The 21,445-nt window shown below is 69.9% G+C and carries 15 protein-coding genes; 13 read left to right on the forward strand and 2 right to left on the reverse strand.

From position 1 onward, the window contains the following. Positions 1–173 precede the first annotated feature (173 nt). Positions 174–641, reverse strand: a complete 468-nt coding sequence (locus ACWFQ8_RS18420; protein ID WP_453787286.1) for a lamin tail domain-containing protein — start codon at positions 639–641, stop codon at positions 174–176. A 500-nt stretch (positions 642–1,141) separates the two neighbouring features. On the opposite strand from ACWFQ8_RS18420, the gene ACWFQ8_RS18425 reads away from it, so the two are divergent. The 13 genes from ACWFQ8_RS18425 to ACWFQ8_RS18485 all read left to right on the forward strand — a co-directional run bounded on the left by ACWFQ8_RS18425 (position 1,142) and on the right by ACWFQ8_RS18485 (position 20,619). After that, positions 1,142–1,879 (forward strand): VOC family protein, encoded by a 738-nt coding sequence (locus ACWFQ8_RS18425; protein ID WP_453787287.1) that lies wholly within the window; start codon positions 1,142–1,144, stop codon positions 1,877–1,879. Positions 1,880–2,213: 334 nt separating this feature from the next. Continuing rightward, entirely contained in the window at positions 2,214–3,179 is a 966-nt protein-coding gene (locus ACWFQ8_RS18430) for an SDR family oxidoreductase (protein ID WP_453787288.1), read from the forward strand. After that, positions 3,176–4,168, forward strand: coding sequence for a 3-oxoacyl-ACP synthase III family protein (locus tag ACWFQ8_RS18435; RefSeq protein ID WP_453787289.1), 993 nt, complete (start codon positions 3,176–3,178; stop codon positions 4,166–4,168). The genes ACWFQ8_RS18430 and ACWFQ8_RS18435 overlap by 4 nt, the downstream gene beginning before the upstream one ends. A 46-nt stretch (positions 4,169–4,214) precedes the next feature. Next, positions 4,215–5,750, forward strand: a complete 1,536-nt coding sequence (locus ACWFQ8_RS18440) for a cytochrome P450 (RefSeq protein ID WP_453787290.1) — start codon at positions 4,215–4,217, stop codon at positions 5,748–5,750. Next, positions 5,747–6,895 carry a terpene synthase family protein gene (locus ACWFQ8_RS18445; protein WP_453787291.1) on the forward strand — a complete coding sequence of 383 codons (1,149 nt, stop codon included), beginning with the start codon at positions 5,747–5,749 and terminating at the stop codon, positions 6,893–6,895. The genes ACWFQ8_RS18440 and ACWFQ8_RS18445 overlap by 4 nt, the downstream gene beginning before the upstream one ends. Positions 6,896–7,218: 323 nt before the next feature. Continuing rightward, a complete protein-coding gene (locus ACWFQ8_RS18450) occupies positions 7,219–8,502 on the forward strand; it encodes a hypothetical protein (RefSeq protein WP_453787292.1) in 1,284 nt (427 codons plus the stop codon). A gap of 294 nt (positions 8,503–8,796) precedes the next feature. Then, on the forward strand, positions 8,797–10,488 hold the full coding sequence (locus ACWFQ8_RS18455; RefSeq protein ID WP_453787293.1) for a GMC oxidoreductase: 1,692 nt from the start codon (positions 8,797–8,799) through the stop codon (positions 10,486–10,488). Continuing rightward, positions 10,485–12,032, forward strand: a complete 1,548-nt coding sequence (locus ACWFQ8_RS18460; RefSeq protein ID WP_453787294.1) for a patatin-like phospholipase family protein — start codon at positions 10,485–10,487, stop codon at positions 12,030–12,032. The genes ACWFQ8_RS18455 and ACWFQ8_RS18460 overlap by 4 nt, the downstream gene beginning before the upstream one ends. A 133-nt stretch (positions 12,033–12,165) precedes the next feature. Continuing rightward, positions 12,166–14,007: a hypothetical protein gene (locus ACWFQ8_RS18465; protein ID WP_453787295.1), complete on the forward strand. Its 1,842-nt coding sequence runs from the start codon at positions 12,166–12,168 to the stop codon at positions 14,005–14,007. Positions 14,008–14,203: 196 nt separating this feature from the next. Then, positions 14,204–15,094, forward strand: a complete 891-nt coding sequence (locus tag ACWFQ8_RS18470; protein ID WP_453787296.1) for a DNA/RNA non-specific endonuclease — start codon at positions 14,204–14,206, stop codon at positions 15,092–15,094. Between the two features lie 139 nt (positions 15,095–15,233). After that, positions 15,234–16,724 (forward strand): alpha/beta hydrolase, encoded by a 1,491-nt coding sequence (locus ACWFQ8_RS18475; protein WP_453787297.1) that lies wholly within the window; start codon positions 15,234–15,236, stop codon positions 16,722–16,724. A gap of 288 nt (positions 16,725–17,012) precedes the next feature. Beyond that, positions 17,013–17,873, forward strand: coding sequence for an expansin EXLX1 family cellulose-binding protein (locus tag ACWFQ8_RS18480; RefSeq protein ID WP_453787357.1), 861 nt, complete (start codon positions 17,013–17,015; stop codon positions 17,871–17,873). 127 nt (positions 17,874–18,000) lie between these two features. Beyond that, positions 18,001–20,619 (forward strand): RICIN domain-containing protein, encoded by a 2,619-nt coding sequence (locus ACWFQ8_RS18485; RefSeq protein WP_453787298.1) that lies wholly within the window; start codon positions 18,001–18,003, stop codon positions 20,617–20,619. 70 nt (positions 20,620–20,689) lie between these two features. Here ACWFQ8_RS18485 and ACWFQ8_RS18490 read toward each other — a convergent pair whose 3' ends face one another. Next, positions 20,690–21,286: a hypothetical protein gene (locus ACWFQ8_RS18490; protein WP_453787299.1), complete on the reverse strand. Its 597-nt coding sequence runs from the start codon at positions 21,284–21,286 to the stop codon at positions 20,690–20,692. Positions 21,287–21,445 lie beyond the last annotated feature (159 nt).

Here is a 21,445-nt window from a genome sequence, read left to right on the forward strand (position 1 = left end):
TACCTGCCCCGCCCCCAAAACGCGTTGTGTGTGTTGGCGCGGGGGGGGTCCCGGGGGTGTTCGGGCGCCTGGGCGGTTGGGGGGGGGGGGGGGCGGGGGGGGGGGCCCGCCCCACGCCGTGCTTGGGGCCGGCAGTTCACAGTCCTTGATGGTGTGGCGGCTGCCGGCGTGTCTTAGCGGCGGCGGCCCCAGGTTTCGGTGTCGATGACGCGTCCGCGGTCGTCGCGGAGGGTGGCGGTGTCGCGCTCGTCCCAGATCTGGTGGCGGCGGTCCTGGTAGACGTCGTGGTGGGTGTCGCGCCCGTTGCCGGTGTGGACCTTGACGCTGGAACGGCCGTCCAGGCGGAGGTGGTTGAAGCGGTAGCGGTTACCGTCGCGGTCGGTGAGGGTGAAGCCGCGCAGGTTCACCGAGTGGCGGCCGGTGTTCTTCACCTCGACCCACTCGCGGTTCAGGGCGCGGTTGCCGCGGTCGCGGTCGCGGCTGTCGTGCTGGACGTCGCCGATGACGATCGAGGAGTGCTGGCCGCGGTGGCCGCGCCGGTCGTCGTCGTGGGCGGCGGCCGGGATGGCGGCCGCACCGACCAGGGCGCCGGCGGCCAGGGCCGCGGCGAGAAGACGGCGGGTGGCGAGAGAAGCAGACATGCAGATGACTCCTTCAACAGTCAGCCCGGCCCGGCCTCGTGCAAGCCGGGCGGACTCCGTACGGTTCCCGGCGTCCTCGCCGAGGAGCCACACTCTGGCCCACCCCGGCCGTCAACCGCCACAACTCCGGACGTGCGTTGCCAAATGCGGACATGTCCGTAACCCTCCCTTGTAGGATGCACCCGTCAGGATGCGGTTGACGCGGCCGGGGCGGGGGGCGGGGCGGCCCGTGCGGCGTCGGACCAACAAGGTTTCGGTCACATAAGCCGCTGATTCACGCCATGCCGTGTGCTGTACGCCGAATGGGTCCAGGGCTTGTAACGGGGCTTCTGCTGTTTCTTCGCACCGGGATACGCACCACCGCCCTCATGTACGGGTCCGGGTGTCGGCCGGCGTCCGGGCGGTCAGGCCGGACGCCGGACACGGGCACCCTCCCTGCCGCACGCTCTGGTGATGCGCAGTTGCGGTCCGGGCCGGCGGCTGCTTCTAGGATCTGAGACATGGCAACACGACTCGTGCAGATCAATATGAAGGCCCGGGACGACTCCGCGCTCGGCCGGTTTTGGGCGGAGGCACTCGGCTGGGGTGTCGACAGCGAGGGACCCGGCGTGACCAACCTCGAACCCGTGGGCTTCGTCTACCCCGACCCCGTGGCCGTCTGCATCGACATCATCGCCCGCCCGGAACCCAAAACGGTGAAGAACCGGGTGCACCTTGACCTGGCCACCACCTCGACCGCCCAGCAGGCGGAGTTGGTCGCGCGCCTGAGGGATCTCGGCGCGACGCTCGCCGACGTGGGTCAGGGGGACGTCCCCTGGACGGTCATGGCCGACCCGGAGGGCAACGAGTTCTGCGTCCTGGAGCCCCGTCCGATCTACCGGGACACCGGGCCGATCGCCGCGGTGGTGGTCGACTGCACCGACCCACGAGGGATGGCCCGGTTCTGGGGTGAGGCGATGGACTGGACGCTGCACGAGGTCACCGACGACCGCGCGGCCATGCGTTCCGCCAAGGGCGTCGGCCCCTACTTGGAGTTCCTCCGCACCCCCGACACCAAGAGCGTGTGGAACCGCGTCCACCTCGACGTCTGCCCGTACCCCGATGACGACCTGGCAGCAGAGGAAGCCCGACTTCGCGCTCTGGGCGCCACCGACCCCGGTATCGACCAGTCCGCGATCTCCTGGACGGTTCTGGCCGATCCGGAAGGCAATGAGTTCTGCCTCCTCACCCCTCGCTGACCTTGAGCAACGGCTCCGGCCGTTTGGGGCTGGTAGGAGACGTCCGCGCCGTGCCCCGAGGGAAGTGGAACTGCGCCTACGCAACCCACCGACGCAGGCCTTTCTGATCCTCGCCGCCCTGCTCGCAGCCTCCGTATGCGTCACCGTTCGCCCCTTACCGGCCGCGGCCGCCGGCAGCCGCGCCACAGTGCCCCCCACCACGAGCACCCGGCCTCGCCCCGCCCCCGCTCGTCGTCCCGCCGGCGCCCGCGCCCACAACTCGGCCGGAGCGTGGTCGTTGATCAGTGCGGTGAGCGCCGCTGGGTGGCGGCCGTCGGGAATGCGAGGAGGAGCCGTGCCGGCTTCGGTGGGCAAGTCGTCCGATCGCCTGGTGGTGCGCAGCGCGGTGGTGACGGGGGCGAGTGGGGGCATCGGTACGGTCACCGCGTTGCGGCTGGCCGAGCGCGGGTTCGATGTGATCGGCACCGTGCGCAGTCAGGCGAAGGCGGATGCTCTGGTGGCTGCTGCCACCGAGCGGGGATGGAATTTGCGGACGGTGCTGCTGGATGTGGCCGACCCGGTTTCGTGCAAGCGGGCGATGGCTGAGGTCGAGGAGATGACGGGCGGTGGCGCGTGGGCGGTGGTGAACAACGCCGGTGTGCCGCAGGCGGGTTCTTTGGAAGACGTGAGCGATGAGCAGGCCCGTCATCTGCTGGAGGTGAATGTTCTGGGTGCGATGCGGATCTGCCGTCTGGCGCTGGCGGCGATGCGTCGCCGGGGCGCGGGGCGGATCGTGAATGTGTCCTCGGGTCTGGGAAGGGTGCCGTGGCCGTTGGGCGGTTGGTACAGCGCGAGCAAGCATGCGCTGAGTGCGCTCACGCACTGCCTGCGGGTGGAGAGCGCCCATGCCGGGGTGCGGGTGTGTCTGGTGGAGCCGGGTGCGTTCGCGACAGCGATGCTGGAGCGGGCGGTCGCCGACCTGGCCGCGGTCGGTGACAGCGCGGGAGGCGCGGGATATGAGCGGACCCGGGCCCTGTTCACCAAGGTCAACGAGCGTGTGCCGGGGCCGGAGCCGGTCGCCGAGGTGATCGCGCGGGCGTTGTCGGCCCGCCGTCCCAGGGCCCGCTACACCGTCGGCCTCGACGCCCGCCTGCTCATCCCACTGCACACCGCGTCACCTCTGTGGCTCACCGACCGGGTCAAGCATGCCGCCAGCGGCCTGCCCCGCCGAGGATCCGGCCCCGTCCGCGGCCTGGAGCCCCACCACCAGGGCGGCCCGGACGCCGGGCTGCGGGCCGGCGTGGGACGGGGAACGGCATGAGTCTGCACAGCCGCATCACCCAGGTCGCCGTCCACCTGCCCCCCGGCCGCCAGACCTCCCGCGCCATCGAGGAGCGGCTACGGCGCGACAGTCCCGACCTGCGGGTCCCCACCGGACTGCTCCGGCGGCTCTACGGGCTCCAAGAACGCGTTGTCGCCGCCGACAACGTCCTGCCCTCCGACCTGGCCGCCGACGCCGTCACCCGAGCCCTCGCCCAGGCACGCCTGGATCCGGGCAGCATCGATCTGCTGGTGTTCGCCGCGGTCAGCGCCGACGTCCAGGAACCCGCCAACGCCCATATCGTGGCCGCCAAGACCGGCCTGACCTGCCCGGTTCTTGACATCTCCAACGCCTGCAACAGCGTCCTGAACGCGCTGGAGGTCGCCGATGCCCTCATCCGCTGCGGCAGCTACCGCCGGGTCGCCGTCGCGTGCGGGGAGACCCTGAGCCGGCTCAGTCGCTGGACGCTCACCCCCCACGAACTGCGCACGGGACTCGCCTCCCTGACCGGCGGGGACATGGGCGCCGCCCTGCTCGTCGAGGCCGGCACGACACCCGGGATCATCGCCAGCACCTTCATGGCGAACTCCGCGGGCTGGCCCGCCGCGACCCTCTTCAACCCCCACCAGGGTCCGGGAGGGCCGGCCGGTCTGCACATCGACTCCGAGCAGCTGCTGGCTTCCTTCCTGGACCTGGACGCTCAGGCCAGGCAGTGGTTGAAGGAACAGCACACCGATCCCAGCAGCCTTCCGCTGGTCTGCCTCCACCAGCCATCAGTCCCCTTCGTCCGCATGATCTGCGACCGCCTACGCCTCCAGAGCGGCGCTGTCGTGCCCACGTTCCAGTACACCGGCAACATGGGCGCCGCGACACTCCCCCTTCAACTCGCCCTCGCAACAGAGCGGGGCCGCCTCCAGCCGGGCATGAAGACAGCGCTGTTCGGCCTGGCCAGCGGCGCCAGCGGCGGCGTCATGCTCATCAACTGGTAGACGGCACCCGCCGAGCTGGGTGGTCAGGTACTGGCGCGGCGGGCTCATGACCACGGGGAGGCCGTCCGGGCCGAGCCGGGCGTGCTCGGATGCGGGCAGGCGGGCCTGGAAGACGGAGAGAGGAAACGATTTTTTGTTTCTGGTACGGGGTGGGGTGGGCAGTTGTGGTTCGGCGTGCTTCCGGGCGGATGGAGTAGGGGTGGGCGTGGTGGGAGCTCATGAGGTTCAGCCGGTCGCGGGGGGCGTGCCCTGGCTGGGCCACGTGATCGAGCTGCTGCGTGATCCCCTCGCATTCCTGGCATCCCGGCGAGAAGAGCCGGCGGTGGTGAGGCTGCGGCTCGCAGGGCGCTGGGTGTTTCTGGTCAATGGCGGGGAGGCGGCCCGTCAGGTGTTGGTGTCGCCGGTGTTCGACAAGGGCGGGCCGTTCATGGACACGGCGCGGGTTCTGGTCGGCAACGGTGTGATCACGTGCAGCAATACGGATCACCGGCGTCAGCAGCCCGTGATGCGGCCCGCGTTCGGCCGGGATCAGGTGGCGCGCTACGCCCCGGTGATGGGCGAGTGCGTCGCGCAGGTGGTCGCCCGGTGGCGCGAGGGTGAGCGGCTCGATGTGGAGGCGAGCATGTACGGGCTCGCGGCCCGCGTGGTGGCGCGCACGCTGGTCGGGGCCCCGGCCGGCCGCACGGCGGCGGATGTCATGGCCGGGGCGCTGCCGGTGCTGCTGGAGGGCATGTTCCGGCGGATGCTGGTGCCCTGGCCGCTGCTGCACCGGCTTCCGCTGCCGGCCAACCGCCGTTTCCAGCGGGCGCAGGCCCGCCTGGAGGTGGCCGTTGGTGAGGTGATCGGGCAGTACCGGGCCGGGCAGGCGCCGGGGGACGATCTGCTGTCCCAGGTCATGGCCGCCGCCGACGATGACGGGCGCCGTCTTGACGACACCGAGGTTCGTGATCAGGTTCTGTCGGTGCTGGCGGCGGGCGTGGAGACCACCGCTTCGCTGCTCGCCTGGACCCTGCACGCCTTGGCCGCACACCCGGACGTGGAGCGCCGGCTGTGGGCCGAGCTGGACCGCGAGCTTGTCGGCCGTGCTCCCGTCCACGCCGACGTTCCGCGCCTGCCCTACACCCGGCAGGTCCTCTTCGAGGTGCTGCGACTGTGGCCGCCCACCTGGATGCTCTCCCGCATCACCCTCGAAGAGACAGAGGTGGCAGGCTTCGCCCTTCCCGCGGGCGCGGATGTGATCCTCTCCCCCTACGCCCTACAGCGCGACCCGGCCGTCTTCGACGACCCTGATGTCTTCGATCCGGACCGGTGGTTACCCGAACGCCTCACGGCAGGCCAACGCCAGGCGTTCACGGCTTTCGGCGGCGGGCGCCGCAAGTGCCTGGGCGAGCACTACGGCATGACCGAGGCCGTCCTTGCCCTCGCCGCGATCAGCAGCCACTGGCAACTCCGCAAGGCCGACGCCACGCCGCTGCGGCCGCTGCCCCGCTTCCTCCTCACCCCCCAAGCCGGCCCCCTCGTTCTCATCCGCCGCACGGCCGCAACAGGCGGGCACCGGGCCGACGCGGGAGTCCGGCAGTGAAGGCCCTCGGCCACGCCGGAGACGGCGCCGCCTCCCTCCCCCGTCCGGCCTTCGGGACCGGCATCTCGGACCCGGGCGAGGACTACCCGCGCTTTCGGATGCCGCTCTTCCCCCGGTTCGCGCCGGCCAGGCGCCGCCCCCGCCTCAAGACCCTGGAACAGCGCTGCGCGGACCGCCTGAGCGCACTCCTCGCCGACGCCTTCACCAGCCGGGCGGAGCTGGTGGCGTTCCTGGAGCACCGCACCAGCCTGTGGAACCTGCTGACCTACGCCGACGCCCGCGAAGACCGCATCGAGCTGGTCTGCGCCTGGATAGACGTCCTGTTCGCCATCGACGACGTCCTCGCCCACGCCCCGGCATCCCGGATCCGGCAGCTGGGCATCCACGACCTGCCCGCCGTCATCGACGGCAAGCCCCCAGCCCTGGACACCGCCTTCACCCGCGCCTTCAAGCAGCTGCGCGAGCAGACCCTCCCTCTGGCACCCGCACCGCTCTGGCAGCGCTACGCGCGGACCCTGCACGCATTCCTGCACGCCTGCCACAGCGAACGTCACCTGATCGACAACCGCGCCGTACTGGACCTGCCCACCTACGAAAGCCACCGCCACCGTTCGATCGGAGAATGCTGCTTCCCCCTCCTCGAATTCGCCCTCGGCACCGACCTGACCGAGCGCCTTGAGGAGTTACCGGAACTGGAGCGCCTGAACATGCTGGTGGCGCGTCACTGGATCGGTGTCAACGACGTCTTCTCCTACCGCAAGGAGCTCTACAGCGGCGACACCATGAACGAGATCCAGCTCGCGCTCGCCGACAACGGCGGCAACCTCCAAGCCGCCGTCGACCGCGTCGCCGCGACCGTCCACCGCGTCGAGGCCGAATTCGACGGCCTCACCACCACCCTGCGGACCGGCGCGGCCGGCCAGGACAGCGACCTTCGCGCCTACCTCGACGCGCTGGAAGCGATGATCGCCGGGAACCTCGAATGGTCCTACCTCACCCCCCGCTACAACGGCCGCGGCCACACCTGGAACGGCCTGACGGACGCCACCGTCGTCCTCACCCCCCACCGCACCCTGTACCTGCCCCACGAACAGGCCCCCGCGCAGGACCCGGCGCGACGCGCTGACCTCGCAAGTGGCGGATGAAGCAGCCCGACTCGGGGGCCGCCTGCCTCCAGTGCGGCGGCGCCTGCGGTCGTCACGTCGAGGTCGAACCAGAGGTCCTCACCCGCAGGACCGGTCCGCATGTCCACGTAGTCGCAGTTCGCCTCCGGCAGGACCGCAACCATCTGCCGCACGTCTGCGGGCCGTCGGCCGCCGGGCCGTATTGGTCGAGGAGCATGTCGTGCAGCAATCCCGGCGAAGTGATGTCACACCCATCATGACAGGTCAGAGCCTGTTTTCGTAGGACGAACGGCACAGGTGACCGGCCTTGTTGGGCCCTCTCCGGCACACCCAGAATCTCCGTTATGAATCAACGGGGGAAAGCCGATCAGGACGACATCATGCGAGCGCGAAATGTACTGCTCGCGTCGGGACGCCGCACGCCGCGCGAGGAAGTCGACGCCTACCGGGTGCTCGCCCAGGTGAGCCCCGCCTCGTATCTGCCGCTCTTGGCCAGGGCGCTGCAACGTCTGAGCTACGACACCGGTTCCGGCAAGAAGCCTGCGGCCTGTCTCGCGCTGCGCGAGGAGGCGGTGGCCGCGGCGCGGTCCATCGATCCGGCCGAGCCTGCCCGTGCGGATGTTCTGTACGAGGCCCTCAACACGTGCCAGAGAGAGCTGTACAGCCTGGGTCGACGCGCCGACGGACTCGCCCTGCGTGCCGAGATGCTCGCCATTGGCCGTGCACAGGCCGAACTGGCCGGAGAGCCCGTGGTACAGGGGCTGCGTGAGTGGGCTGCCGGACTCTCCGAGGAGGGCCGGTATGCCGAGGCTGCCGATGCCATGACCGAGTTGGTCGCAGCGATCCTGCCCCACGGGCTCGGCAGTGGGGGTCTCGCCTGGTCACTCCTGGACTGGATCGCCGCTCTCCACGACGCCGGCCGATCCAGCGAAGCGCTCGCCGCGTTCGAGGCACTTGTCAGCATGGAAGCGGCCGAAGCCGCGAGTGACCGCGACTCGATGGCTTGCCATCTCTACTCCCTCATCGGGTACGCACAGATGCTCGACACCCACGGCCGAGGCGAGCGGGCGGCCCTCGCGCGGCATGAAGCATTCGCCTTGCTGACGGAGTTGGCCGATACCGGTGAGCGGAAATCCTGGAGTGGCTATCAGGCGGCGTTTTGGGCGGTGCTGCTGTCCTTCTCCGGCGCCGAAAGCGACCGCCCTGCGTCCGATGGACCGCGTCCGCCTTCGGGTGCGGCGCCCATGCAGTGGTCGCCCGATGCCAAGCAGCGCTACTTCGACAGCCGTCATGCCCTCCGCGAAGAGGTGGACGCCCTTGCTCCGCGAGCCGGCGAGGATCCGAACCAGCACCTGGCCGAACTGGTCCGCCTGCATCGGGTCCTCACCATCCGCTCCGCCGTCTACTGGGCGAACCGCACCCATCTGTTCGCGGAGCAAGTGCACTCCCTGTTCGACGACGGAGTGAGCCTGGCCCGCCGACTCTCTCGGCACGACCCGGCAGAGGGAGCACGAGCACTGGCCAGGAGCCTGATCGACCGATCGACCTTCCGCATCGCCACCAGCGAGTTCAGGCCCGCCCTCGATGACTTCCGCCAGGCCCTGAGCTACCTGGGAGAGGCCCACTGACCCGAGCCGGCCGACGTCGGCTGACGTGGTCTGCCCTGCGGTGCTGGATGTGCTGGATGTGGTGGATGTGCTGGACCTCGCGGAGCCCCGGCGCGGTCCGCAGGCCGAGAGCGTCCGCGGCCGGGGAATCGCGCCGGTGGACTCCCCCGCCCGGGCGGACGCTCCGACGTGCACGTCACCGCGCCCGGGTGAACCATTGAAGGAGGTGGTCGGCGCGTATCGGAGATATGCCGCGGTCTCATACGGGGGACGTCAAGGCATGAGCCTCGACCTCGACTCCTTGAGGTGGTGAGCGTGGACTCCTTCGATGCCGTCGTCGTCGGGTCGGGTTTCGGCGGGTCCGTGACCGCTTTCCGGCTGGCCGAGGCAGGGATGCGCGTATGCCTTCTCGAAAGAGGAAAGCCCTTTCCGCCGGGATCTTTCCCACGCAGTCCCCATGACACGGCGAAGAACTTCTGGGACCCGGATTCCCGCCTGTACGGGATGTACGACATGTGGAGCTTCTCGAAACTCGACGCCCTCGTGTCCAGCGGCCTGGGCGGAGGCTCGCTGATCTATGCGAATGTCCTCGTCCGAAAGCCGGAGAGCTGGTTCGTACACGAATCGTTCGATGGCGGATACGAGAACTGGCCTGTGACACGCGAGGATCTCGACCCTCACTACGATTGCGTCGAAGAGATGATGGGTGCGAAGCCGTACCCGTTCGATGTGAAGCCGTACCAGGACACACCCAAGACCATCGCCATGAAGCACGCGGCGTCCCGGTTGGGTCTTGAGTGGGAACTCCCGCTGCTGGCCGTCGAATTCGGAAAACCGCCGGTGCCCGGCGTTCCCGTCGAAGGCGGTAGGGACAATCTGCACAAAAGTCCGCGTTATACGTGCAGACTCGTGGGTGAATGCGACTTGGGCTGCAATTTCGGCAGCAAGAACAGTCTGGACTTCACGTACCTCAGCGCCGCGGACCGACTTGAGGTAGACATCCGAACCTGCTGCGAGGTCCGCTCGTTCGAACCTGTCCCGCAGGGGTTCTCGATCTCGTACATCGAGCACGGTGCCGCCGCAGGGGGCGGAGATCCATTCCGTCCGCCCGCTCCGCGCACCATCAAGGCCAGGCGGTTGATTCTCTCTGCCGGTTCGCTCGGCACCACCTATCTGCTCCTGCGAAACCGCAGCGCCTTCCCCGGAATCAGCCCGGCGTTGGGGACCCACTTCTCCGGGAACGGGGACTTCCTCGGGCTGGTCTTCAAGGCACGGGAGAGCCGGCGGGACGGGACCGGGGAGACTGTGCCGCGCATGCTGGAGCCGAGTTTCGGCCCGGTCATCACGAGTGCGATGGTCATACCCCGCGAGCACGACGGCGAGACCGGCCGAGGTTTCTACATCGAGGATGCCGGTTACCCGGAATTCATGAATTGGCTCGTCGAGCACAATGTCCTGACCATGTCCAACAGGGTCGCGAGGTTCCTGCTGCGGCGAGGATGGTCGCAGCTGACCAGGAGCGCCAGAAGCCGTGTGGGGCGACAACTCTCCGACGCCATGGGCAAGGGACTGTTCACTGCGACGTCCATGCCGCTGCTCGGAATGGGAAGGGACGTTCCGAACGGCCGGATGTTCCTCCGGGACGGACATCTGGACCTCGATTGGGACCTGGCCGCCTCCGATCGCTACTTCGACCAGATGAACGAGACCATGAAGCGTGTGTCACAGAGTCTGGGCGGGCGCTATGCCTCGAATCCGATGTCGTGGCTCAACCGCCTCATCACCGTGCATCCCGTGGGTGGCGCGCCGATGGGGCGCAACCGGCAGGAGGGCGTGGTGGACTCCTTTGGGCGTGTATACGGTTATCCCGGGTTGTCGATCGCCGACGGCTCGGTGATGCCGGGGCCGGTGGGCCCGAATCCTTCGCTCACCATCGCGGCGTTGGCCGACCGGTCGGCCAACCGCATCATCGAGGATCACTACGGGAACCGGGCGGGTCCCTCATGACGGCCGCCGAGAGCATCGAGCCCCGCGGTGGTCCCCCGCGCAGGTCTCTCATCCTCGCCGGCGGCGGGCTGAAGGTGGCCTTCCAGGCGGGTGCCCTCCAGGTCCTGCTCGACGAGGCCGAGTTGCGTTTCGACCACGCCGACGGTGCCAGCGGAGGTGTGTTCAACCTCGCCATGTACTGCCAGGGGATGTCCGGGCGCGAGATCGCGGACAACTGGCGCAATCTCTCTCCGTTGAAGGGCGTCTCCCCGAACTGGCGTGAGTGGTGCAAGGGGCCGTACGCCCGTTCCCTCTTCACCCTGGACGGGTATCGGCGTCGCGTCTTCCCTGGCTGGGGGCTGGACTGGGAGAGGATCCGTGCCACCGATCGGGAAGCCACCTTCAATCTCTACAACTTCAGCACCAACGAACTGGAGGCAGTGACCGCCGACCGCATGGACGAGGATCGCTTCTGTGCCGGGGTGGCGCTGCCCATGTGGTTCCCTCCGGTCGTCATCGACGGGCAGACCTACATCGACCCGGTCTACCTCACCGACGGGAACATCGAGGAGGCGGTCCGGCGGGGCTGCGACGAACTGTGGATCATCTGGACGGTCAGTCGTCGGCAACGCTGGCGGGACGGCTTCGTGGCCAATTACTTCCACATCATCGAAATGGCGGCCAATGGTCAGTTGCAGCACTGGCTGCGTCGGATCGAGGCCAACAACGCGGCGATCCGTACCGGGGACCGCGGAGAGTTCGGGCGACCGATCGACGTCAGACTGCTGAGCGCCGAGGTCCCGCTGAACTACCTGGTCAACTTCAGCAAGGATCGGTTCGCCCAGGCTGTGGAACTCGGAGTCCACAAGACTCGCCTCTGGTGTACGGCCCAGGGCATTCCATGGCGGCCCGACGCACCTCCGGCCCGCCCCGACGACCCGACTCGCATACGGTTCAGCGAACGCATGGTCGGCCGCGTCGCCTTCGGCGAGACCGGTTTCGGGGCGGCGGACTGGTCGGAGGGTGCGCCCGCTGCTGACCTGGCCTTGCACCTGACCATCGACATCCGGGGAGTGGACCGCTTCATCACCGGTCCCGAGCACGAAGCGTCGTTGCGGGGAGAGATCGTCTGCCAGGATCTGGGCGGACGGCTTCGGGTCGAGCGAGGCACCTTCCAGCTGTTCGTGGAACAGTCCGACCCGGAGCATCTGCGCATGCAGTACCGCCTGTTCTTCACGGACCGAGCCGGTCACCGGCTCACGCTCAGTGGATACAAGGACGTCAGTGAGGATTCCCATCGGGGGATCTGGAAGGACACGTCCGTCCTCTACACGCGCATCGTCCGCGGCCACGTCGATGCCCAGGATGAGTCCGAGGCCGAGGTGGTGGCCTCGGGAAGCGTTCACATCCGCCCGACCGACTTCCTGAGGCAACTCACCACCTTCCGCGTCGAAGCGGCGACGCTGCCCGGCAGGGCGGCAGCCCTGCGCCGCTTCGGGCAGTTCTTCTTCGGCAAGCTGTGGGACGTGTACGCGCAGAACGTTCTGCCCTGGTCGCCGCTGTGACCGATGACCGTGCCCCAGCCGGCCGTCCACCGATGAACGGCGACGACACAGGGCCGTGCTCGGTGCGCGGGAGCCGGTCTCGGCGAGCCGGGCCGTCTACGGCAGACATCTCGGGCCGACGGAGGGAGCCATCGTGGACGTCCATGAGTTGCGCGAGCGGGCGGCGGCGCTCCGGTTCACCCCGCAGGAACCGGTGCGGTGGCTGGCACCGAAGGAGCTCGCCCGTACGGCGGTCAAGGTCGCACTGGCCGCCGTGTTCGCCGGCTACTCGGACAAGCGTGAGATCCAGGGGGCGCTCCCCGCAGGTTTGCTGCGGGCACCAGTGGCGCATGCCCGCGCCGAGGAGATCTGGATCGACTTCGTCGCCGACCTCGGGGACGGCTTCGAGGCGACGAGTTCGGTGGCGTTCGCCCTGGCGGCGGACGAGCTGGCCGTCGCCGGGCCGGCCCCGTTGCCGCGTGGCTCGCTGCTCGTCCTCGGCGGGGACCAGGTGTACCCGGTGGCCTCGACGACGGCGTACGAGGACCGGATGAAGGGGCCTTACCGGGCCGCGTTCCCGTCGGCGTCCGAGCAGCCTCTGATGGTCGCGCTGCCGGGCAACCACGACTGGTACGACGGCCTCACCGCGTTCCTGCGGATGTTTGCCCAAGGACGGAGCATCGGCGGCTGGCAGACCCGGCAGACCCGGAGCTATTTCGCCGTGAAGCTGCCCCGGCGCTGGTGGCTGGTCGGACTGGACAGCCAGCTCGGCTCGTACTTCGACGATCCCCAGCGGCAGTACTTCGAGTCCCACCTCTCGCCGAGACTGCTGCCGGGCGACAGCGTGATCGTCTGCTCCGCCCAGCCCATGTGGGTGAAGAGCGACGAGGAGCCCGACGCGTTCAATTCCCTCCACTGGTTCGACCGGAACGTCATCCGGACCCGTTTCGACCGTGCAACCGGGAAGCGCGAGGACACGGGCGCATCGATCCGACTGTGGCTGACCGGCGACAAGCACCACTACGCCCGGTACACGGAACGGCTGCCCGAGGACGGGCCCGGCCCCGACGGCGCCCTGCCGCCCGACCCCCGGCGGCGCCAGATGGTGACGTGCGGCCTGGGCGGCGCGTACCTGGCGTCCACGCACGGGCTACCGAAGGCCTTGCCACTGCCGCCCGCCGCCTCGCGGATGCTGGAGAAGGACCGGCCGCCGTCGGCGTTCGCGCTCGCGCAGCAGACGTACCCCGGGGAGCAGGAGTCCCGCTCGCTCGCGCGCGCGATCGCCGAGCCCTGGTCGCGACACTGGCTGCCGCGCCGCAACCCCGGCTTCGCCGTACTGGCCGGGGCGCTGCACCTCGCGCTCTTCGTGTTGGTGAGCTACGTGTTCGCGCTGGCGGAAGGCAAACGCAATCCGGTCGACGCCATACGCATGGCCGGTACCGACGACCTTCTCGGTTTGCTCGGCCTGGGTGTGGGCTGCTTCGCCGTGCCGTTCGTGGCCGTCTGGGGGAGCATGCTGCTGCGCGGGCGTAGGCCCACGCCGCCGTCCCGCCCGGTCACCGCCGGGCTGTTTCAAATGGCTGTCGCCCTCGCGGCACTCGCGGTCGCCGTCTGCGTGGGCCGTGCGGCCCCGCCCTCCTGGAACACGGCCTTCCTGCTGCTGATACTGCTGGTCGTCCCTGTCGCGGTGGGTGCGTTGCTGGGTTCCCAGCTCTTCGCCCTGTGGGTGCTGTGGACGCCCCGGGGCGTCGTCGCCGAGTGGCAGATGTCCGGCCAGTCCATCGACGACCACACGGGATTCGTCCGGATGCACATCGCACCGGACGGCACACTCACCCTCTACCCCCTGGCGCTCGACGGCACCTGTCGTGACTGGCGCATCGAGGAGGTTGCGGACACCGCGGCCGCGTGGATGCGGCCGGTGCCCGAGGTGATGCCGACCGTGCGGCTGATCGAAGAGCCCGTCGTGATCGCGCGGACCGCCGGTACGCCATGACAGCGCCAGGGCGACCGCCCGCGGCAGCCGCTGCACCGGCGCAGGACCCGCGCCGGGGGGCTCTGCGTCGGTCGTGATCGACGGCCGTGGCCGGACCGCGGACGGTGAAGGGCGTCTGCGTGCGGGGGTGGCCCCTGTTCGGGTGGCCGCTCAGCCCGCGCCGTGAGCGATCCGTCATACGCGGTATTGCAATATTATGAATGCAATTGAGACGCCATCGGATCCCCTGGCGGGCGCCGAAGGCCGTCAGGACTCGCTGACCGAGCGCACCGGCTACGACGCGGCCTTCCTCGGGCCGGTCGTCCCACTCCCCGTGCCCACCTCGACCGAGATCGAGAGGGTCGTCCTCCCGTACACGCACTTCACCGTCGTCCTGCGCCCCGACCGCAGACTGGCTGCCTCCACCGCCGTCTGCATCGACGGCGAGAAGCTCGTCGAGGACGTTCCCCGCGACGACGCCTGGGAGTTCGACCCCCGGCTCCCCGAGACCCAGCAGGCCGGAAACGACATCTACCGCAACAACAGCCTCGACCGGGGCCACCTGGTCCGGCGCCTCGACCCGGTCTGGGGCAGCGCCGCGGAGGCCAACCGGGCGAACACCGACACCTTCCGCTACACCAATGCCGCCCCGCAGGCGGACGTGTTCAACCAGGGCAAGCAGCTGTGGCAGGGGCTGGAGAACCACCTGCTCGACCACGCCGCCCAGTTCGACCGCAAGCTGTCCGTCTTCACGGGGCCCGTCCTGCACGACTCGGACCCGCCGTACCGGGGCATCCAGGTGCCGTTGCGGTTCTGGAAGGTGGCGGCCTTCGTCCAGGGCGGCGAGCTGGCCTCGGCCGCGTACATCCTCGACCAGAGTCCCGACCTCACCCGTGACCGCGAGCGGGCGATGGCAGGTGCCAGGCCCGGCGATCCGCCGCCGCTCGGCCCGTTCCGCACCTTCCAGGTGCCGGTCACGGACATCGCGGAGCTGACTGGTCTCGGCTTCGGGCCGCTGCCGGACGCCGATGTCATGCCCGTCACCCGTGCGCCCGCCGAGCGCTGGAAGCGCCTGGAGTCCTACGACGACATGGTGCTGCGGAACTGAGTGAGGCGGACCGTACGCGGTCCGTCCACGCCGGACGCGACTTCGGTTGCACAGGCGAGACATCTGGATGCGACTCCGGTCTCACAGGGGATCGCCGTGGATTGCGACTGCGGTGGCATGCGATGGCGACCGGGGATCGATGCGGCCTCGCGTGCCCCGCCCCGACGATGGCCGGGTGACCGAGATCATCGCGGGGCTGTACATGTCCCCTCCGGAATTCCTTGCCGTGCTGGGTGCCGTCGCGCTGGTGGCGGTGCGTTGGCTTCCCCCCGCTGCTCGTCCACGCGTCACGACGGCGGCGGGGGCGGTTCTCGTGCTGTCCGCGATCGTGCTGGGTGTGGCGGGGATCCGATGGCAGATGCTGCCGGTACTGGCGGGCGCTGGCGTCGCGTTGCCGTTCGCCCTCTCTCCCCTGCTGCGGCGCCGTACCGGCCGGCCGACGTGGCGGGCCCGACGGTGGCTGGCGTTGCCGGGGTCGGTGGCCTGCGTCGGCCTGATCGCCACGGGCGCGGTGGCCGCCTGGGCCTTTCCCGTACCCGTGTTCCCCGAGCCGTCCGGCCGTTTCGCGGTCGGCGCCCGCGTGGTGCAGTGGACCGACCCACACCGCCCCGAGGGCTTCACCGCCGATCCGAACGACCGGCGCACGGTCGTCGTCCAGCTCTGGTATCCCGCGCGGAAGAGTCCCGCAGGCGCGCTGCGGGCCCAGTACCTCGGACGCACGGAGCACGAGGCGCGCACCGTTTCCGATGCCCTCGCCCGCGGGGTCGGCTTGCCCGGCTTCCTGGTCGACGGGGTCCCGCGGGCCCACACCCGTTCGGTGTTCGACGCCCCGGTGGCCGGTGGGGGCGAACGGTTCCCCGTCGTGCTGTTCTCTCCCGGGTCGGGCGGAGTGCGTACCCAGAACACCGCCTGGGCGGAGGAACTGGCCAGCCACGGCTATGTGGTCGCCGCCCTCGATCACCCGTACGACTCAGCGGCCGTCGTCCTCGCCGACGGCCGAACGATTCACGCCACGATCGCCTCCACCGGAGACCGCGACAAGGACGCCGAGCTGGCGGTTGGCTGGACAGCCGTTCGGGCCGCCGACCTCGGCTTCGTCCTCACCCAGCTGGACGATCTGGACCGGGGCGAGATCACCGGCCCGCTGACCGGACGTCTGGACACCGGTCGGGTCGCGGTCACCGGCCACTCCATGGGTGGTGCCGCCGCTCTGCAGGCAGCCCGGCAGGACCCCCGGTTCGACGCCGTCATCGATCTGGACGGCTACCCCCACGGTCCCGCCTCCCCCTCCCTCCACCAGCCGACGCTCGCGCTCACCCAGGCCATCACCCCCGGAACCGACCCGCACTACATACCCCGCCTCACCGAGGCCCTCAAGCTCAGCACCGCGACGAGCTACCGGCTTACCGTCCCCGGCGCCGCCCACCTCACCTTCATGGACGGCCCCCTGTACCTGCCGCCCGCGCCCTCACTGGTCGGCTCCCTGGGCCGCACCGAGAGCCCGCGCATCGTCGCCGCGACCACGCTCGCCTTCCTGGACACCACCCTGCGGCACAAAGCCGGTGACCTGGCCGACGTTCTGTCGGCCTACGGCGACCTCAGCGTCCACCACCCGGACAACAGCCGCTGATCGACTGTGCCGCGGCAGCCGCCGGCACGGCGACGCCACCCCGCGCCGGTCCTGGGCCGACCCGCTCGTTCGGCCCGATCGCGGTACTCGACGCGAGCGAACCATCGGCGGCAACCTTCTCGTCATCTGCGGCCACTGAGTAGTGAAACAGCGACGCGCTCTTCCGGACGGATGAACATGCAAGAGACACGCCAGGCCGCGCGGCAGCGCAGGCGCAGACGAGGGCTGATGGTGGGCACCACCACGGGCCTGGTCGTCACAGGTCTTCTCGTCTGCTTGGTCATGACGATGCAACCGGACCGGAAGGGGGATGCCGGGCAGGTCACGGCCGTCGCCGACTCCCAGGGGGGTCTCCCGCCGACCTCGCCGGGCGAGAAGTCCTCCACAGCTTCCCCGTCGGCCTCCTCGGCGACCCCGTCGGCCGGCGCGAGGACCCCGGCGCCGGCCGGCGCCGCGTCTGCGCCCGCTACCCCGAGCACGTCGGCGGCGTCGTCATCGGCCTCCCGCCAAGGGGCTGCTGCCGCGTCACCCCTGACCGGGCGGATTCGGCCCAAGAGCGCTTACCGAGGAGTCGCCACTGCCTACAAGGCCGGAGTCGGGGACGGCGCCTGCTCCTACGGCCCGAGCGAGGACATGATGATCGCGGCGATGAACACCACCGACTACGAGACGTCCAAGGCCTGCGGGGCGCACGTCCTCGTCCGCGCCGCGAACGGCGCCTCCGTCACGGTCCGGATCACCAACGAATGCCCCCTGCCCTGCGCACCGGGCCAACTCGACCTCAGCGAGCAGGCCTTCGCCGAACTGGCCCCCCTCTCGACCGGCCGGATCGCGATCACCTGGAGCCTGCTGAGCCCCGATGCACCGGGCACGATATCGATCCGCTACAAGAACGGATCCAGCCCCTACTGGTGCGGCATCCAGGCGATCGGCCACCGCAACCCGCTCGCGCGGCTGGAAGTCCGCACCGGCGGCGGTTGGCGCCCGCTGGCCCGCACCGACTACAACTACTTCCTCTCCCCCGACGGCAGCGGGTGTGGCGGCGCCATCAGGATCACCGACATCTACGGAGAACAACTGACCGTCAACGGGATCGCTCTGCGGCCGGAAGCCGTGCAGCCGACACAGGTCCAGTTCACGCAGCACTGACCTGAGAAAGATTCCGGCCCGAGGCAACCTTTCGCGGAGTCTGCGACCACAAGGAACCAGACCCGGCCGTTCCGGAACCTGGATCCGCCTTTGTCCGGCGAACGGCATGCCAAGGAGCACACCTTCCATGAAAAGCCCCATGAACGGCGGGCGCCGCGGGCGTCACCGCCGTCGCTGGACCGCGACCAGCCTGCTGCTCGGCGTCCCCGCCACCGTCGTGCCGTATCTCCTGTTCGTGCAGGACGGCTCCCACGCCGCGACGGTCGACGGCGATGCCTACTACCGGCTGGTTTCCGTGCACAGCGGCAAGGTGTTGGACGTCAACGCCTTCTCCACCGCCGACGGCGCCCGTATCCAGCAGTGGACCGACCAGAACACCGCCAACCAGCAGTGGAGGCTGAGGTCCACCGCGGACGGCCACTACGAGCTGGTGAACCGCAACAGCGGCAAAGTGCTGGGCACAGCGGGGGATTCGACCGCCCAGGCGACCGCCGCCGAGCAGCAGAGCGACAGCTCCTCCCCCTCACAGGAGTGGCGGATCGACGAGGTGAGCGGTTCCGACGCGGTCACCTTCACCTCCCGCAGGAGCGGCCGGGTCCTGGACGTCTCCGGAGGCTCCACGGCCGACGGCGCGGCAGTCATCCAGTACCACGGCAAGGGCAGCGCCAACCAGCAGTGGAGGCTGGTGAAGGCGGCCAAGGCCCAGGGGCCCGCGGCCGGACCGTACGTGTGGAACAACGCCCAGGTGGTGGGCGGCGGTTACGTCACCGGGCTGGTGTTCAACCCCCGCGAGAAGGGGCTGCTGTACGCGCGCACCGACATGGGCGGCGCCTACCGCTGGGACGCCGCGGCCGAGCAGTGGATCCCGCTGACCGACTGGGTCGGCGAGAAGGACTGGAACCTGCTGGGCATCGATTCGCTGGCCACCGACCCCGTCGACCCCGACCGGCTCTATCTCGCGGCCGGCACCTACACCAACGACTGGGCGGGCAACGCCGAGATGCTGCGCTCGACGGACCGGGGCCGCACCTTCCAGCGCAGCGCTCTGCCCTTCAAGCTGGGCGCCAACGAGCACGGCCGCGGGGCGGGCGAGCGCCTGGCGATCAACCCCGCGGACCACGGCACCCTGCTGCTGGGTACCCGCAAGAACGGCCTGTGGCGCAGTACCGACCACGGTGTGACGTGGAGTCAGGTGTCCTCGTTCCCCGTCAAGGACGGGGCGAGCAGCGGCGCGGGCATCTCCTTCGTGACGTACGGTCCGGCCGGCAGCGGGACGGTCTATGTCGGCGTCGCCGATGGGTCCACCTCCCTGTACCGCTCCACCGACGGCGGCACCACCTGGCAGGCCGTCTCCGGGCAGCCCACCGGGCACATTCCGCAGCACGGCGTGCTCTCCGGTGACGGCTCGCTGTATCTGGCGTACGCCGATTCCATCGGCGATGCGACGGCGGGTTCGGTGTGGAAGTACACGCCGGCCGGCGGGGCGTGGAAGAACGTCTCCCCGTCCCAGGGCAACTACGGGTTCTCCGGTCTGGCCGTCGACCCGCAGAAGCCGTCCACGGTGATGGTCGCCACCCTCCACCGCTGGTGGCCCCAGGACGAGCTGTACCGGACCACCGACGGCGGCACGACCTGGCAGGCACTGGCGGCGAAGTCGGTGCGGGACGCCTCCGGCGCGCCCTACGTCGGTACCGGCATCGGGCACTGGATGACCGCCCTGGCCATCGATCCCTTCAACTCCGGGCACGTGCTGTACGGCACCGGCAGCGGCATCTGGCGCAGCAAGGACGCCAACGCCACCGACAGCGGCGGCACCAGCCACTGGATCGTGGGGTCCCGAGGGTTGGAGGAGACCTCCCTGTTCGACGCGATCGCCCCGCCCGGCGGCGCGATCGTCATCACCGCCATGGGCGACCTGGGCGGTTTCCGCCACGACTCCCTTACCAGGGTGCCCGCGGGGCGGTTGGACAATCCGATGATGATCACCAGCACCGACATCGATTTCGCCCAGTCCAACCCCTCGGTGATGGTCCGCGTCGGCCGTGGCGGTGCCAAGGACGGCGCCTACTCCACCGACGGCGGCAGCAGCTGGAACGGCTTCAAGGCAGAGCCGGTCGGCAGTTCCGACAGCGGCCATGTCGCGCTGGCGGCGGACGGCTCCGCCATCGTCTGGACCCAGGCCGGCCAGGCCCCGTACCGCTCGATCGACAGGGGGGCGAGCTGGTCGAAGGTCAGCGGTCTGGGCGCCGGCGCCGTGGTCGTCGCCGACCGATCCTCGGCCACGACCTTCTACTCACTGGCCGGCGGCACGCTCCACGCCAGCACCGACGGCGGCGCGACCTTCACCGCCCGCGCCACCAACCTGCCCGCCGGGCGGCTCACGGCCGTCCCCGGCATCGCCGGAGACCTGTGGATCGCCGGCGGTGGCGAGGGGCTCATGCACTCCACCGACGGCGGCCGCACCTTCACCACGCTCACAACGGTGCGGTCCGCTTCCGCCCTCGGCTTCGGCAAGGCCGCGCCGGGCGCCGACTATCAGGCCCTGTACCTGATCGGTACCGTCAAGGACGTCACCGGAGTCTTCCGCTCCACCGACAGGGGCGCCACCTGGTTCCGCGTCAACGACGACGCCCACCAGTGGGGCAGCATCGGCGGCGTAGGCGTCGTCACCGGCGACCCCGACACCTACGGGCGCGTCTATGTCGGCACCAACGGACGCGGCCTCCAGTACGGCGACCCGTCCTGACCCCAGCGCCCGAGGGGGCCGCAGGCACAACGCCTGCGGCCCGCGGCGCCCAGCCGGAGAACACGGGTCGTCAGCCGCCCAGGTGGTGCCAGTAGTCGCCGGAGGGCAGGTGCGGGTGCATGGAGCAGGCGCGCTGCCACATGCCTTGGGCCTGCTGATCGGGACGCTGCTGTTCTCCGTGCAGGGCGTTGAGGACCAGCAGGCCGCCGGTGACCACCGGTACCACCCACTGGGCGTAGGACAGCTGCCGTTCCGCCTTGTTGATGTCGAAGGCAGCGGCCGCCTCCTCGGCGTCCTGCGGGTCCTGTGAGGAGGCGAGTTCGATCTTCTTGCCCAGCATGCGGGCGTAGGCGGTGGCGGCCAGGGCGACGCCGGTGAGCACCGTTTTGGCCACGGTGGAAGCGGCCACCCCTTGCTGGGTGGCGACCCGGGACGCGTTCGCGGCGAGCAGCCCGCTGCCGCCGACCAGGTGCGCGCCGATCGCGACCGCGCTGACCGGGGTCCACTTCGCCCAGCCGGTGCTGGCGATCCGGGCGTTGTCGCGCCAGCTGTCGCTGTGGCCCTTGGCGGCGCCGTTGAGGCCGACCGCGCCCATCAGAGATCCGCCGAACCATGCGGCCAGGCCCACATCGTGCATGCTGCGCCAGACGGTGTTGCGTTCGGACATGACACTCCTCCACAGGATGCTGGGCCGGCGGACGTGCCGGTGCTGCAGCCACCGTCCCCCGCTCCCGCGGGCGCCGCCATACGGGCTGCTCCGAACGGTCGTGAGGTGGTGAGGTCGGGCTTGGGAGTGGGGGTTCGCGTGGGGGCCGGCGCCCACCGC

The organism is Streptomyces sp. NPDC055254, assembly GCF_053606025.1.

Coding starts and splice junctions, on each gene's coding strand:
- ACWFQ8_RS18420 (WP_453787286.1), bottom strand. CDS start 641: ATGTCTGCTTCTCTCGCCACCCGCCGTCTTCTCGCCGCGGCCCTGGCC.
- ACWFQ8_RS18425 (WP_453787287.1), top strand. CDS start 1,142: ATGGCAACACGACTCGTGCAGATCAATATGAAGGCCCGGGACGACTCC.
- ACWFQ8_RS18435 (WP_453787289.1), top strand. CDS start 3,176: ATGAGTCTGCACAGCCGCATCACCCAGGTCGCCGTCCACCTGCCCCCC.
- ACWFQ8_RS18440 (WP_453787290.1), top strand. CDS start 4,215: ATGACCACGGGGAGGCCGTCCGGGCCGAGCCGGGCGTGCTCGGATGCG.
- ACWFQ8_RS18450 (WP_453787292.1), top strand. CDS start 7,219: ATGAATCAACGGGGGAAAGCCGATCAGGACGACATCATGCGAGCGCGA.
- ACWFQ8_RS18460 (WP_453787294.1), top strand. CDS start 10,485: ATGACGGCCGCCGAGAGCATCGAGCCCCGCGGTGGTCCCCCGCGCAGG.
- ACWFQ8_RS18470 (WP_453787296.1), top strand. CDS start 14,204: ATGAATGCAATTGAGACGCCATCGGATCCCCTGGCGGGCGCCGAAGGC.
- ACWFQ8_RS18475 (WP_453787297.1), top strand. CDS start 15,234: ATGCGGCCTCGCGTGCCCCGCCCCGACGATGGCCGGGTGACCGAGATC.
- ACWFQ8_RS18480 (WP_453787357.1), top strand. CDS start 17,013: ATGCAACCGGACCGGAAGGGGGATGCCGGGCAGGTCACGGCCGTCGCC.
- ACWFQ8_RS18485 (WP_453787298.1), top strand. CDS start 18,001: ATGAAAAGCCCCATGAACGGCGGGCGCCGCGGGCGTCACCGCCGTCGC.
- ACWFQ8_RS18490 (WP_453787299.1), bottom strand. CDS start 21,286: ATGTCCGAACGCAACACCGTCTGGCGCAGCATGCACGATGTGGGCCTG.